The organism is Clostridium sp. Cult1 (genome assembly GCF_021655095.1).
GTDB lineage: Bacteria > Bacillota > Clostridia > Tissierellales > Tepidimicrobiaceae > Schnuerera.
Map to the genome: position 1 here is coordinate 566,539 of NZ_PPXW01000001.1, position 15,277 is coordinate 581,815.

General features: G+C 32.0%; 13 protein-coding genes. All 13 read left to right on the forward strand.

What is annotated here, in order from left to right:
• Window positions 1–3: 3 nt before the first annotated feature.
• Window positions 4–420, forward strand: coding sequence for a S1 RNA-binding domain-containing protein (locus C3E89_RS02635; RefSeq protein ID WP_236910947.1), 417 nt, complete (start codon window positions 4–6; stop codon window positions 418–420).
• A gap of 331 nt (window positions 421–751) precedes the next feature.
• Window positions 752–3,097 carry a stage II sporulation protein E gene (gene spoIIE, locus C3E89_RS02640; RefSeq protein ID WP_236910948.1) on the forward strand — a complete coding sequence of 782 codons (2,346 nt, stop codon included), beginning with the start codon at window positions 752–754 and terminating at the stop codon, window positions 3,095–3,097.
• A gap of 64 nt (window positions 3,098–3,161) precedes the next feature.
• On the forward strand, window positions 3,162–3,851 hold the full coding sequence (locus tag C3E89_RS02645) for a vWA domain-containing protein (RefSeq protein ID WP_236910949.1): 690 nt from the start codon (window positions 3,162–3,164) through the stop codon (window positions 3,849–3,851).
• Window positions 3,852–3,859: 8 nt separating this feature from the next.
• Window positions 3,860–4,717, forward strand: coding sequence for a protein kinase domain-containing protein (locus C3E89_RS02650; protein WP_236910950.1), 858 nt, complete (start codon window positions 3,860–3,862; stop codon window positions 4,715–4,717).
• A gap of 36 nt (window positions 4,718–4,753) precedes the next feature.
• Window positions 4,754–6,142, forward strand: coding sequence for a tRNA lysidine(34) synthetase TilS (gene tilS, locus C3E89_RS02655; protein WP_236910951.1), 1,389 nt, complete (start codon window positions 4,754–4,756; stop codon window positions 6,140–6,142).
• Between the two features lie 17 nt (window positions 6,143–6,159).
• Window positions 6,160–6,696 carry a hypoxanthine phosphoribosyltransferase gene (hpt, locus tag C3E89_RS02660; RefSeq protein ID WP_236910952.1) on the forward strand — a complete coding sequence of 179 codons (537 nt, stop codon included), beginning with the start codon at window positions 6,160–6,162 and terminating at the stop codon, window positions 6,694–6,696.
• 92 nt (window positions 6,697–6,788) lie between these two features.
• On the forward strand, window positions 6,789–8,603 hold the full coding sequence (ftsH, locus tag C3E89_RS02665; protein ID WP_272876554.1) for an ATP-dependent zinc metalloprotease FtsH: 1,815 nt from the start codon (window positions 6,789–6,791) through the stop codon (window positions 8,601–8,603).
• A gap of 349 nt (window positions 8,604–8,952) precedes the next feature.
• Entirely contained in the window at window positions 8,953–10,254 is a 1,302-nt protein-coding gene (locus C3E89_RS02670; protein ID WP_236910953.1) for a dicarboxylate/amino acid:cation symporter, read from the forward strand.
• Between the two features lie 28 nt (window positions 10,255–10,282).
• Window positions 10,283–11,656, forward strand: coding sequence for an aspartate aminotransferase family protein (locus tag C3E89_RS02675; RefSeq protein ID WP_236910954.1), 1,374 nt, complete (start codon window positions 10,283–10,285; stop codon window positions 11,654–11,656).
• 12 nt (window positions 11,657–11,668) lie between these two features.
• Window positions 11,669–12,496 carry a 3-keto-5-aminohexanoate cleavage protein gene (locus C3E89_RS02680; RefSeq protein WP_236910955.1) on the forward strand — a complete coding sequence of 276 codons (828 nt, stop codon included), beginning with the start codon at window positions 11,669–11,671 and terminating at the stop codon, window positions 12,494–12,496.
• A 99-nt stretch (window positions 12,497–12,595) separates the two neighbouring features.
• On the forward strand, window positions 12,596–12,946 hold the full coding sequence (locus tag C3E89_RS02685; protein WP_236910956.1) for a DUF3870 domain-containing protein: 351 nt from the start codon (window positions 12,596–12,598) through the stop codon (window positions 12,944–12,946).
• Window positions 12,947–13,178: 232 nt separating this feature from the next.
• Window positions 13,179–14,858: an acyl-CoA mutase large subunit family protein gene (locus C3E89_RS02690; RefSeq protein WP_236910957.1), complete on the forward strand. Its 1,680-nt coding sequence runs from the start codon at window positions 13,179–13,181 to the stop codon at window positions 14,856–14,858.
• Between the two features lie 16 nt (window positions 14,859–14,874).
• Window positions 14,875–15,270 (forward strand): cobalamin B12-binding domain-containing protein, encoded by a 396-nt coding sequence (locus C3E89_RS02695; protein WP_236910958.1) that lies wholly within the window; start codon window positions 14,875–14,877, stop codon window positions 15,268–15,270.
• Window positions 15,271–15,277 lie beyond the last annotated feature (7 nt).

Consider the following 15,277-nt stretch of genomic DNA (forward strand, 5'->3'; position numbering starts at 1 on the left):
TTTATGCCCGTAACTGTTGGAAAAGTAGTTGAGGGCAGAGTCACAGGTATTACGAATTTTGGTGCCTTTGTTCAATTGCCCCAAGGGGAAAGTGGATTGGTGCATATTTCTGAAATATCTGATGACTATGTTGAAAAGGTAGCCGACTACTTGAAAAAAGACCAAAAAGTTAAAGTGAAAATCTTATCAATATCTGAGGATGGGAAAATAAGCCTTTCCATTAGACAAGCCAAACCTAAAACAAACAATCCTGTTGAAATCGATTGGAATAAAACTGATGAAAAGCAAAAGTACATGTCTTTTGAAGATAAGTTGTCTAAGTTCTTAAAGGATAGTAATGAAAAACAAGATCAGCTAAAGATGAGGGAAGGTAGGAGAGGACTTGGCCAAAGGTATAGAGGGAAAAGCATGGACTTATAAAACCGGATTAATCCGGTTTTTTTATTTGTTTTTTTCAACTTAACCTTAAATTTATATTAAACTATATTAAGTGGATATTTAGATTGTAGTGATATATGCAAGACTTCAAACAAAAATATACATCAGATGTATTTGTTTTCCATTAAGGATTTGAACCTCTATTTTTACAAGAACAAGCCCTATCTTTTTCTTTCTTTAGATTAGAAAATAATAGAATATATGAATCTATTATGTCAAAAATTTCTTATGTTTTAGCAAGAAGTATTGACAAAATATTTTCCCTAATTTTGATAGTATGTATTTAAAAGATTAAGAAATAGGGGGAATAGAAATGCTAAATACAGAATATGTTTCAGCTAAGGGGAAAAAGAAGGAAAGTCCATTTGTTATTAATTGGAGTTATGTACTACCTGTTATTTTAGCTTTCTTCATTAGCAGAGCAAGTATAATCGATAAATTGACGCCATTTGGTTTAACTTTTATGGCTGCTTACATCTTATCGGGAAGATCCAATATTTTTGTTTGTGTTTTTTCTATATTAGGATTAATTTCTTTTCATGGATTAAATGGAATAGACTATATTGTCGCAATGCTGACTATTTGGATTATATTTAATCGAGTTAAATCAGTAAAAACTTTTTCATCAATAAAATCATCCATTATAACAGGGATCATTTTTGTACTTATTAAATCTGTATTTTTATTAACATTAAACAATATATTTGTTTACGACTTATTCATCATCATATTTGAAGGACTAGTAGTATTTACTCTAACATATATTTTTCTATATAGCTTTTCTGCAGAAGCAATGGGTAGCATATATACCAATGAACGAATTATATGCGCTTTTATAACTTTAGCCTTAATACTCTCAGGTTTTCACAATATTTCTTTATTTGGTGCTTCTATTAAAAATATAATAAGTATATTATGTATTCTATTTTTTGGGTATACAGAAGGAGCTTTTATAGGAGGAACTGTAGGAATGATTCTAGGGATGATATCCTACGTATCTCAACCAGAAATGCCATTTCTTCTTGCTATATATGGACTAGCAGGCTTGTTAGCTGGAGTTTTTAAAGATTTAGGTAGGACAGGCTCTGTTTTGGGATTTTTATTAGGGAATGGAATTATATCTTTTTATATAAATGGTTATGGAACAAGTTTTTTATATATAAAAGAATTGATTATATCTATTGTTCTTTTTAGTTTTCTATATAAGCCACTAGAAGGTTATATATTTAGTAATATGGAGTTTATAACAAAAAGGTCTAAAGTAAAAAATTATTCCCATAGGAAGGATGAAATGACGGTAAAAAGATTGAATGAAATATCAGAAGTATTTAAAGAATTAGGCCAAACTTTTAAAAATTCAATAGAGAATAATAATATTAATAATGTTAAGGAAGTTTACGAATTAATCGATGATGTCGCTAATTCTATTTGTTCTAACTGTGGGATGAAGAAGTTTTGTTGGGAAGAAGGATTTTATACTACATACCATTCTATGTTTAAGACGGTAAGCTTATTGGAAGAGAAGATACCCTTAAAAGATGAAAATTTACCTTCCTTTATAAAGGACTATTGTATAAATAAAGATGAAATAATCAAGGAAATACAAAGGCATTTTGAAAATCTTAAGATCAACAATATGTGGAAAGATAAGATAATTGAAAATAGATTATTAGTCTCTGAACAATTAGAAGGAATATCAAAAATAATGGAAGATATGGCTAAAGATATATACATTAATCCCATTTTTAAAGAAGATGTTGAAGAAAAAGTATTGACTAATTTAAAAAACAATAAGGTAAACGCAAGAGATGTAATTGTAGCAGAATTAGAAGACCATAATATTGAAGTATATGTAGAAGTGGACAAACCCTATAAAAAAGAAAATAGTCAAGACAATATTAGAAGAATAGTCTCAGATACTTTGGGGATTCCACTAAAAGGAGAATTTAATATGAGCCAATCAAAGAAGGAGAGACAAAGATTCAAATTAATAAGATGTAATCGATATAATGCTTTAACAGAAATAGTTTCAAAAACTAATTATTATAATGAAGTATCAGGCGATAATTATACCTTTGGAGAAGGAGAAAACAGCTATTTTGTGGCTTTAAGTGATGGCATGGGAATAGGCAGAAAAGCTAATAATGAAAGTAGTATAGCAATAAATTTATTAGAAAAGTTTCTAGAAGCTAAATTTGATAAGGAATTGGCCCTAAAAACCATTAATTCCATATTAATGTTAAAATCCAACGATGAGGTATTTACAACATTTGATATATCTTTAATAGATTTATACTCTGGGAAATTACAGATAATTAAAACAGGGGCACCAGCTACTTTTATTAGAAAAAAAGACAGGGTAGAAATAATAAATTGTCAATCACTGCCAGTAGGGATTTTAAAAGATGTAGACTTCAATGTTTATGAAAAATATTTGGATGATGGAGACATTATTATAATGATGTCTGATGGTGTATTAGAAGCTAATGAAGCAACAGAAAATGGAGAAAGGTGGATGAAGGATGTAATTGGTGGAATAGACAGTTTAAATCCGAAGAAAATTGCTGATGAAATAATGGAAGCGGTTAAACAAGCAAGTAATGGTAAGATAAAAGACGATATGACTTTATTAGTAACAAAGGTTTGGAAGACGGTATAGAGAAAAAGTGAATATATTTTTAAAACTTGTCAATAATCCAAGTAAAAATTAAAGGAGGTAAAACATGTTAGATCAAATTATAGTTATATCTGATGGTCAATCTAATGTAGGACCAGATCCATCCGATATGGCCGAGCTGGCCCTAACTAACAACATAAGGGTAAATACTATAGGGATTATTGATAATAATAGAAATAAGGATTCTATATTGGAACTGGAAAGTATGGCAGAAAGAGGTGGAGGGGTATGTGAACTAACCAGCCTAGACAATCTTTCAGAAACATTAAGTAGAGTTACTATTAATTCTGTTTATAGCTCTATAGAGGAAGTAGTAAGTAATGAACTTAAAGAACTAATGGATGTTGACCTAAATGAAATAAATCCTAATGACAGAAATAAAATAATCAATATGATAGATAAAATAGGAAATGAAATTAATTTAAAATGCTTAATTCTTTTAGATACAAGCGGTAGTATGAAAAATAAAATTAACATAGCTAGAAAAAGTGTATTAGAATTGTTGATGTTTTTAAAAGAAAGAAAGGGAGAAAATCATGTAGGGTTTATGACATTTCCAGGCAAAGACGGATATTATCAGCTACTATGTGATTTTACAATGGATATAGATGAACTAAAAGAGAAAATTGAAAATATAGATACAGGTGGTACTACTCCTACAGGTTATGCCCTTGAGGGAGCAATAAAGGCATTTGCAGAAGAGGAAGAATATTCTATTAACCAATATATAGTATAGGTGGTCTAATGATAATAAAAGGGAAATGGAATAGAAACGAATATAAACTTATCCAACTAATAGGTTCTGGTAATTTTGGGAAAGTATATAGGGCAACAGATAAAAAGGGGAATATAAGGGCTGTTAAAATTTCAGAAGATTTGTTTTCCTCAACTAATGAATACAATGCAATGTTAAAATTGAAAGACCTCCCTTTTATACCAGAGGTATATGACTTTGATGATTGGCAGACCGGTAAGAAAAAACATTATTTTATTGTAATGGATTTTATTCAAGGGAAGAACCTAAAGGAAATAGGTAGCAATAAAGAAATTGCTGCAAAGAAAATATTTAAAATAGGATATATTTTAGTGAATATCATGGAAAAAATCAATGGATTAGGCTATAGATATACGGATATTAAATTGGAGAACATAATCATAGATATAAAAGGGATGATATATTTCGTGGATTTTGGAAGTTTAACAGAAGAAGGCATGCCTACTAAAGAGTACACTCCCACCTACAATATAAATTCTTGGAAGGTAAAAGGTAAATATAATCAAGATGAAAGTACATTGTTTAGTGTAACTATGATTATGGTAGCTTTGATAGGAAGGAATGAGTATAATCCATTAGTATTTAGCTTGGAGCAGGTTTTAGATCAGATAGATAAATTCCCAATAACAAGAAAAGAAAGACAATTTTTAATGAATGGGTTGCAAGGAAAGTTTGCAAAGTATAATCAATATTTAAATTCCCTTTCTTTTCTATTGAAGGAAGAGAAGAATTATGAAGGTTTAGACAAAATTGACTATATATTAATAGTTAGTATAGTCAGTTTTGTTTTTGTTGTTATTTTTGGGATAAAATCTATTTTAAGTTAATAGCGATATTATGTATAATATATATAGGTGATATTTGTGAAAAATAAAGTTTTAGAAGCTATAAAAGAATATGGATTGATTGAAGAAAATGATAATATAGTAATAGGCCTTTCTGGGGGGCCGGATTCTATGGCATTGCTTCACATACTATTAGATATAAAAGAGGATATGAACTTTAATATTTTTATAGCCCATGTAAACCATGGTGTACGAGGTGAAGAGGCTTTAGCAGATGAAAAATTTGTAGAAAAGTTGGCCAAAGATTTAAATCTACCTTATTACTCAAAGAGAGTAAATATGGAGAAATATGCGAAAGAAATGGGGTTATCATCTGAAGAAGCTGGAAGGGCTTTACGTTATGGTTTTTTTAGAGAAATACTATCTAGTATTGGTGGAGGTAAAATTGCTGTTGCTCACAATAAGAACGATCAAGCTGAAACACTATTGATGAGATTTTTTAGAGGCACTGGCATAGATGGATTAAAAGGAATGGAATATAAAAATGAAGATATAATAAGGCCAATTTTGGGTATAGAAAGAAGCGAGATAGAAAAATATCTATTAGATAGAAATATTAAGACTAGACTTGATAAAACCAATTTAGAGCCAATATATAATAGAAACAGAATTAGATTAGAGTTAATACCCTATATAAAAAAATATTTTAATCCCAATATAATAGACACTCTCTGGAGAACATCAGAAGTTGTATCTGTTGATAGTAATTTTTTAGAAAGATATTCTAAAGAAACTTATAGTAAATTGGTGAAAAAAAGAGAAAAGAATAGTATAATTCTAGATGGAAGTTTATTTGTTAAAGAAGATAGGAGTATTCAACAAAGGGTTATAAGAAATTGTATATTGGAAATAAATGGGGACTTGCAAGGATTTACCCATAGGCATATTTTAGATATATTAACACTTTTTTTAGAAAGGGGGACAGGAAAGAGCATTGACTTAGTCAATAATACCGTAGCTAAGACAAGCTATGAAGATTTTATAATAGAGAAGAGAAAAAGTGTTGAACAAGGGGATTTTTTGTTTAAAATAAAACATGAAGGTTTTACATATATAGATGAACTTCAACTTAGTTTAAATTTGAGGATATTACCTATTGAAGAAATAAAAACAGATATTAAAGGTAAGTTTGTAAAATACTTTGATTATGATAAAATAGTAGGCGATCTATATATTAGAAATAGAAGAAATGGAGATCGTTTTATACCCTATGGAATGAAAGGAAGTAAAAAAATAAAGAATTATTTTATTGATGAAAAAATCCCTAAAGAAAAAAGGGATAGTATCCCACTAATAACTGATGAAGAAAATATTTTATGGGTAGTTGGCTATAGAACTAGTGATATATTTAAGATAACTAAAGATACAAAAAATGTGTTAGTAATCCAGCTGTTGAAAGAATTTTAGGTTTAAGGAGGATAAAAATGGAGGATATTATAAAGGAGATATTATTAACTGAAGAAGAAATAGAAGCAAAAATAAAAGAACTAGGTAAACAAATTACCGAAGATTATAAAGGTAAAAACTTAATGTTAGTGGGTATATTAAAAGGAGCAGTAATGTTTATGGCTGAACTAGCTAAGAATATTGATATGCCAGTTTTGATGGACTTTATGGCAGTATCTAGTTATGGCAAATCATCTACTTCAACAGGAATAGTAAAGATAATTAAGGACTTAGATTGTAGTATAGAAAATAAGGATATATTAATTGTAGAGGATATAATAGATACAGGCCTTACTTTATCATATTTGACAGATAATTTGAAAAAAAGAGGGGCTAAAAGCGTTAAGATTGTAACCCTTTTAGATAAACCAGATAGAAGAAAAGCCAATGTGCCTGTGGATTATAGAGGCTTTTCAATTCCTGATGAATTCGTAGTAGGTTTTGGTCTTGATTATGCTGAGCAATATAGAAATTTGCCATATGTGGCAGCATTAAAGGAAGAAGTTTATAGTTAGATGAAACAAGAGTGAGAATGTTGTTTTTTAACAGAAAATATGCTATAATCTAGGAATATAATCTTGGCATTAGATAGAAGGGAGGACTTGGATTGAGAAAATTTTTTAGAGGAACAAGTCTATATTTGCTTCTACTTATCATAATTATTTTTGTAGTTACTATGATTGGGAAAGATGTAGAGCAAGTTAAGGAAATAGATGTAACTGAGTTTTTAGCACATTTAGAAAACAATGAAGTAGGAAGCATAATAACTGTAGGAGATACACTAAAAGGAAAATTAAAGGATGGAACCCAGTATACAGTTATGATACCTACACATATGGAAGATACTTTTTATGTAGATTATTTAAAAGAAAGAGTTGAATCTGGTCAAATAGAGAGTTATGGGGCAGAACCTGTACCCTCTGAACCTTGGTTTATTACTGCGTTACCAACTATTTTCATGGTTTTAATAATTGTTGTATTCTGGTTTGCTTTCATGCAACAGTCCCAAGGTGGAGGCAGTAGGGTAATGTCTTTTGGAAAGAGTAAAGCTAGAATGCATAAAGAAGAAGATGGAGATAGAATAACCTTTGAGGATGTAGCAGGTTTAGAAGAAGAAAAAGAAGAACTTAAAGAGGTAGTAGATTTTTTAAAAAATCCAAGAAAATACATTGAAATAGGTGCTAGAATTCCTAAAGGAGTGTTATTAGTAGGACCTCCAGGTACGGGTAAAACTTATTTAAGTAAAGCTGTAGCAGGAGAAGCAGGTGTACCATTCTTTAGTATTTCTGGTTCTGACTTTGTTGAAATGTTTGTCGGTGTTGGAGCAAGTAGGGTTAGAGATTTGTTTGAACAAGCCAAGAAGAACTCACCATGCATTATATTTATAGATGAAATTGATGCAGTAGGTAGAAGAAGAGGAGCAGGTCTTGGTGGGGGCCATGATGAAAGAGAGCAAACTTTGAACCAACTGTTAGTGGAAATGGATGGGTTTGGTACTAACGAAGGAATAATTGTTATGGCAGCTACCAATAGGCCCGATATATTAGACCCGGCGATTTTAAGGCCAGGAAGATTTGATAGACGAATATACGTAGGCTTACCTGACATAAAGGCTAGAGAAGAGATTTTAAAAGTGCATACTAGAAATAAACCTTTAGAAGAAGATGTAGACTTAAAAGTGGTTGCAAAAAGGACCCCAGGTTTTTCTCCAGCAGATTTAGAAAATTTAACTAATGAAGCAGCGTTGCTAACAGCGAGAAAGAATCTAAAGAAGATTCCTATGGATATCATAGACGAAGCTTCTATTAAGGTAGTTGCTGGACCTGAGAAGAAAAGTAGGGTTATTAGCGAAGAGGAAAAAAGATTAACAGCTTATCATGAGGCTGGCCACGCTATTACATCTAGGCTTTTGCCCAATGCGGATCCAGTCCATATGGTAACGATTATACCAAGAGGGATGGCAGGAGGGTTTACTGCATATCTACCAGAGGAAGATAGATATTTTATGACTAAAAGTAAAATGGAGGATGAGTTGATTTCCTTATTAGGAGGTAGAGTTGCAGAAGCTTTAGTTCTAGGGGATATAAGCACTGGAGCTCAAAACGATATTGAAAGGGCAACTAAATTAGCCAGGAAAATGGTAACTCACTATGGCATGAGTAGTAATTTAGGTCCTATGACTTATGGTACTGATGAGGAAGAAGTATTTGTAGGAAGAGATTTTGGTAGAGCAAGAAACTATAGTGAAGAGGTAGCTGCGGCCATAGATAGAGAAATGAGAAGTTTAATCGACAAGGCCTATAATAAAGCAGAAGAACTATTAAAAGAGAATATTAACAAGCTTCATAGAGTAGCAGAAGCTTTGCTTGAGAGGGAAACTCTTGATGGTAAAGAATTTGAAGAAGTGTTTCAAGGAGCATAAACAGGTAGCTAAATTTTTTAGCTACTTTTCTTTTGGATAAAAATAAAAAAAATATTAAAAAAGAAGGATTTTTTGAATAGATGTAGAATACAATATAAAAGCTGAATATTTAGATGATTCGCAATCTATCAAAAAAACCTATAATTCAAAAAATAGTCGTCTAAGTACTGCTTTATTTGTGGCAATAAGGCTGACCCCAAATTGCTTAGCAAATAGAACCCAGTATTAATGATTTTCTGTTGTCATTAATACTGGGTTTTTATATTTTAACTGGAAAGGAGAGTGAGTAAAAATATAAAATTGTATATTTAAAGTACAAAATAATGTGGGTAAAAAGGAGTGATATTTAGTGAAAAAAAGAAAGCTTAAATTATTTCACAAAATTTTTATTGGCTTATTCTTGGGGATTGTTTTAGGAGCTATTTTAAGCGCAATAGGAAAAGACCAACCTTTTGTTGTCAAACTATTACCTTGGCTTGGATTACTTGGAGACATATTTTTAAGACTTATCAGAATGGTAGTAGTTCCATTAGTGCTTTTTTCAATAACTAGTGGGGTATCAAATCTTACTGAAATTAAAAAACTTAGAAGTATTGGAACTAAGACAGTAATATTTTTTTTCTTAACGGGTTTTCTTTCTATAGGAACTGGTCTTATAATGGCAAATATATTTAAACCTGGTGCAGGATTAAATATTGCAGAACTGGGAGCGGGAACTGTAGAAATGAGAGAACTCCCAACGGTATTTGAATCCATATTAGGACTATTTCCAGCCAATATATTTGAGTCTTTAGCTCAAGGAGAAATGCTACACATTATTTCCTTTGGTATATTCATAGGAGCTGGTTTGTTATTAATGGGAGAAAGAGCCAAACCTATTGTGGATTTAGTAGATAGATGTTCTGAAATGATGTATAAGGTTGTTGATATTGTAATACAATTTACTCCCATTGGAGTATTTGGATTGATGGCACAAGCTGTAACGACATTTGGTGTAGGGATATTTGGGCCTGTATTTAAATTTATTTTGGTGGATTATGGAGCAAATATATTTAATATAGCAGTATGGTATTCATTGATATTGTTCTTCATAGCAAGAGTAAACCCACTAAAATTCTATAAAAAGTCTTTTCAACCTTGGGCTATAGCATTTAGCACTTGTAGTAGTGCAGCAGCTCTTCCAGTAACTATGAAAGTAGGGACTAATGAATTAGGTATCCCTAAGGAGACGGCCAGTTTTATACTACCTCTTGGGGCAACTGCTAATATGAATGGAACTGGAATTTATTTTGGAATTGTAGTAATGTTTGCAGCTCAACTTTACGGCATACCGATTTCTATTGGGCAACAGGTAATGCTAGTCTTAACTGCTACAATGTTGTCTATAGGATGTGCAGCAGCACCTCAGACAGGACTAATTATATCTATAGCACTTTTAACAGGATTAGGAATTCCATTAGATGGTATAGCTTTAATAGCTGGAGTATATAGAATAGTCGATCAAATCCATACTTCTACCAATGCTTTAGGAGATTTAATGGTTGGAACTGCAGTATCAGCTTTAGAGGGAGATTTGGATAGGGAAGTATTTAATCATGGGGGAATGTTCGCTACTAATAATATTTCAAATGGATTAAAGGAAAACGTTTAACAACAAAACATTAAAAGGAGGATAATTTATGAGTTTAAACAAAGCTCCAAAAAATTATGTGTTTTATAGAAATCAGAATTGGCATTATCCTAGAATTGAAAAGGGAGAGGGAATCTTTTTATATGGAGAAGATGGAAAGAAATATATTGATGGTTGCTCTGGTTCTGCTGTGGCTAATATCGGCCATGGGAACAGAGAAGTGGCAGAATTTGCAAAAGAACATATAGAAAGGATCGCTTTTACTCACCTATCTCGTTGGACAGTAGATTCTATTGAAAAATGTGCAGAAAGAATTGCTAATTGGTGTCCTGAAGGATTAAATCATGTATATTTCGTATCTGGTGGATCAGAAGCTACAGAAACAGCAATAAAAATGGCTAGACAGTATTTTGTAGAAAGGGATGGTCATAAGACAAGTAAGTGGAAAGTTATTTCTAAATGGAATTCCTATCATGGAGCTACAATGGGTTCCTTATCAATGACTGGAAGCATTGGTAGAAGAAAAATATATGATCCTTTATTAGCTAACTTCCCTAAAATACAACAATTCTATCATTATAGAAACCCGTGGGGAGCAAAAACATTAGAAGAGACAAGTATATTAGCAGCCAAAGAATTAGAAAAGGAAATACTAAGGCATGGACCAGAAAATATAGCTGCATTTATTTCAGAACCAGTGATAGGGTCTGCGGCTCCAGGTGTTCATCCAGAGAAGATTTATTTTCAGCTGGTAAGAGAAATCTGTGATAAATATGATATTTTATTCATAATGGATGAGGTTATGGCAGGTACAGGTAGAACAGGTAAGAAAATGGCCTCGGAACATTTTGACGCCAAGCCAGATATTTTAGTGATTGCTAAGGGGTTAAGTAGTGGTTATACCCCAATAGGTGCAGCAGTATGTACTGATGAAATATTTAATACCATTATGATAGATGGATCGGGTAATTTTATTCATGGTCATACTTATGCAGGAAATCCACTGTCTTGTGGAATTGCAGATAAGGTAATGGAAATAATTGAGAGAGAAAATTATATAGAAAATTGTGTTTTACAAGGAGAATATCTACTGAAGAAACTAGAGGATTTGTACAATTATCCTATAGTAGGTGATATTAGAGGTAAAGGTCTTATGATAGGAATTGAATTCGTTAAGGACCAAGGAACTAAGGAGCCATTTGAAGTATCAGAGAATGTTAAAGGAAAGATAACCAACAATGGATTAGTAGAAGGATTAGTAGTATACCCAGGTGGAGGATCTGTTGATGGGGTTAGAGGAGATCATATATTATTGGCACCTCCAATTAATATTACTAAAGAAGAAGTAGATTTGTTATATGATAAATTAGACAAATCCATTAACAAGACTACTTCTGAAGTATTAGGACAAAAAGCATATTAAGGAGGCATGACTATGAATTATAGAAAGGAAAAGTTGATAATTACCGTAGCTCTTACGGGAAATGTTCCTACAAAAGAAATGAACCCACATACTCCTATTACTGTAGAAGAAATTGTAGATGATATTATAAAATGTAAAGAGATTGGCGCATCGGTAGCTCATATTCATGTAAGAGACAAAGAAGGGAATCCAACTTGTGATAGAGAACTATATAAAGAGGTCTTAGATGAATTAGAAAAAAGGAGTTGTGACATTATAACTCAACTGTCTACAGGAGCTAGGGGTGGAGGAAATACTTCTGAATGGCGAGGCCAAATGTTGGATTTAAATACTGAGATGGCTAGTTTATCTACAGGTTCCTCTAACTTTGCAACTCAAGTAAATGCAAACTCTTTTGAATTAATTGAAGAACTAGCAAATAAAATGTATTCAAATAATATAAAACCAGAAATAGAAGCCTTTGATTTAGGAATGATTGATAATGCTAAGTATCTAATTAAAAAAGGTGTATTAAAACCTCCTCTACAATTTAATCTTGTAATGAATGTTAGGGGTTCAGTATCCGGTACTCCTAGGAACTTGTTGCATATGGTAGAATCCTTACCAGAAGGTTCCACCTTTACAGTTTCAGGGATAGGACCAAGCCAAGTACCAATGTTGACTATGTCTATTCTATTAGGAGGACATACAAGAACCGGACTAGAGGATACGATTCTTTATGATAAAGGTATCTTAGCTACTAATCCAATGTTAGTAGAAAGAGTAGTTAGAATTGCCAAGGAACTAGGGAGAGAAGTAGCTATTCCAAATGAAGCTAGAATGATATTAGGTCTCAAATAAGTAATAGAAAAGGCTGCTATAAATAGTGCAGCCTTTTCTAAAATTAATAAAGGATTTATTAAGGAAATATAGAATGTACCTTATAAAGGAGGAGGAAAAATGAGGGAGATCCAAGATTTTGGTGAGGATACTGTATACTTTGTTTCCTATGCTAAGCTTCCATCGGATATAGCTGCTACCTATGTGCATAAGGTAGTTGGAGTTGGGTTCTTAATCAATACTAAAACAGGGATAATAGAAGATGTAATGGTAACTTTAATATCTGATTTAGTTAAAGATTTTTTATCTTACCTTATCATAGGTCATAATATTGACAAGGATGGCATAGACGGTATAATAGAGAAAATAGAAGCTAGGTTTTTTGGATATTCACAGAAGGCTATAATTGTAGCTACCAAAGGAGTATATAGGAGATATTTAAAATGGAAAGAAGAAAACCATAAATACTAATACTGTTTTATTTGTGGCAATAAGATTAAACTCAAGTTGCATATCAAATAAAGTCCAGTACTAATGACTAGGGTAGCCATTAGTACTCTTTTTTTGTAGATTTTGCAATATTTATTTCATTTTCGAAAAATGTTGAAATATATGTTGCAAAATCTACAAGATTATTACTATAATAGATAGTGGATAGTAATATTATAAACGGTAAAAGCTTTTCCAATAAGGAGGATGGAATATGTTTAATGAGAAAAAATTAGAGGAAATTAAAGAAGCTGAAAAGAAATGGACAGAAGAAAAGGTGCAAAAAGCTATTAGTAGATTTCCTGAAAGGAAAGAAAAATTTACAACCGGATCTAATCTAGAAGTTGATAGACTATATACACCAGAAGATGTAAGGGAAATAGATTATAAAGAAAAATTAGGTTTTCCAGGAGAGTATCCCTTTACAAGAGGAGTCCAACCTACTATGTATAGAGGCAGACTTTGGACTATGAGACAATATGCAGGATTTGCTACTGCAGAAGAATCTAATAAAAGATATAAATACCTATTGGAACAAGGTCAAACAGGTTTATCCGTTGCCTTTGATTTACCAACCCAGATTGGATATGATTCCGATCATGGATTATCTGAAGGAGAAGTAGGAAAAGTAGGAGTTGCCATAGACTCGTTAAAGGATATGGAAATATTATTTGATGGAATACCTTTGGATAAGGTGAGTACTTCCATGACTATTAATGCACCGGCAAGCGTTTTATTAGCTATGTATATTGCTGTTGCAGAAAAACAAGGAGTATCTAAGGATAAATTAAGAGGTACTATCCAAAACGATATACTCAAAGAATACATAGCAAGAGGAACCTATATATTTCCACCGGAACCATCCATGAGATTAATAACCAATATATTTGAATATTGTTCAAAGGAAGTACCTAAATGGAACACCATAAGTATTAGTGGTTATCATATAAGGGAAGCTGGTTCCACGGCAGCCCAAGAAGTAGCCTTTACATTAGCTGATGGAATAGCTTATGTAGATGCTGCCATTAATGCAGGGTTAGATGTAGATGATTTTGCTCCGAGATTATCCTTCTTCTTTAATGCTCATAATGATTTATTAGAAGAAGTAGCAAAATATAGGGCAGCAAGAAGGCTATGGGCAAAGATAATGAAAGAAAGATTTGGAGCAAAGAAAGAAAAATCCATGATGCTAAAATTCCATACTCAAACAGCTGGTTCTACATTAACAGCACAACAGCCAGATAACAATATAATAAGAGTAACGATTCAAACCTTAGCAGCAGTACTTGGAGGAACCCAATCATTGCACACTAACTCTAGGGACGAAGCATTAGCATTACCTACAGAGGAATCAGTACGCATTGCTTTAAGAACACAGCAAATAGTAGCCCATGAATCTGGAGTAACGGAAACTATAGATCCATTAGCTGGTTCTTATTATGTAGAAAACCTTACAAATAGAATAGAAGAAGAAGCCATGAACTATATTAAAAGAATTGATGAATTAGGAGGAGCACCAAAAGCTATAGAAAAAGGATATATTCAAAAAGAAATTCAAAATTCAGCTTACAATTATCAAATGGAAATAGAATCAGAAGAAAGAATAGTAGTAGGAGTAAATAAATTCCAAATAGAAGAAGAACATCATAAAGACATATTAAAGGTAGATCCGGAAGTGGAAAGATTACAAAGAGAAAAATTGAAAACATTAAAAGAAGAAAGAAATAATGAAGAAGTAGAGAATAGATTAAAAGAATTAAAGAATGCAGCTAATACTTCAGAAAACTTAATGCCTTATATACTAGAAGCAGTAAAATCATATGCTACATTAGGTGAAATATGTGGAGTGTTAAGGGAAGTATTTGGTGAATATCAACAATCAGTAATACTTTAAAGGGAGGTTTAATTAAATGGGAAAATCTATAAGAGTTTTGGTAGCAAAACCAGGATTAGACGGTCATGATAGAGGAGCTAAAGTAATAGCAAGGGCATTGAGAGATGCAGGGATGGAGGTAATCTATACAGGATTAAGACAAACACCAGAGCAAATAGTTCAAGCGGCAATCCAGGAAGATGTAGATGTAGTAGCTATGAGTATATTGTCTGGAGCTCATAATCATCTATTTCCCAAAGTAGTAAACTTATTGAAAGAAGAAGGAGTAGATGATATGCTAATCATTGGTGGTGGAGTAATACCAGACGATGATATACCAAAATTAAAAGAAGCAGGTATAGAAGCTATATTTACTCCAGGAACACCTACTAAAGAAGTGATAGAATATATTGAGAATAATTTAAAAAGATAATACAGGT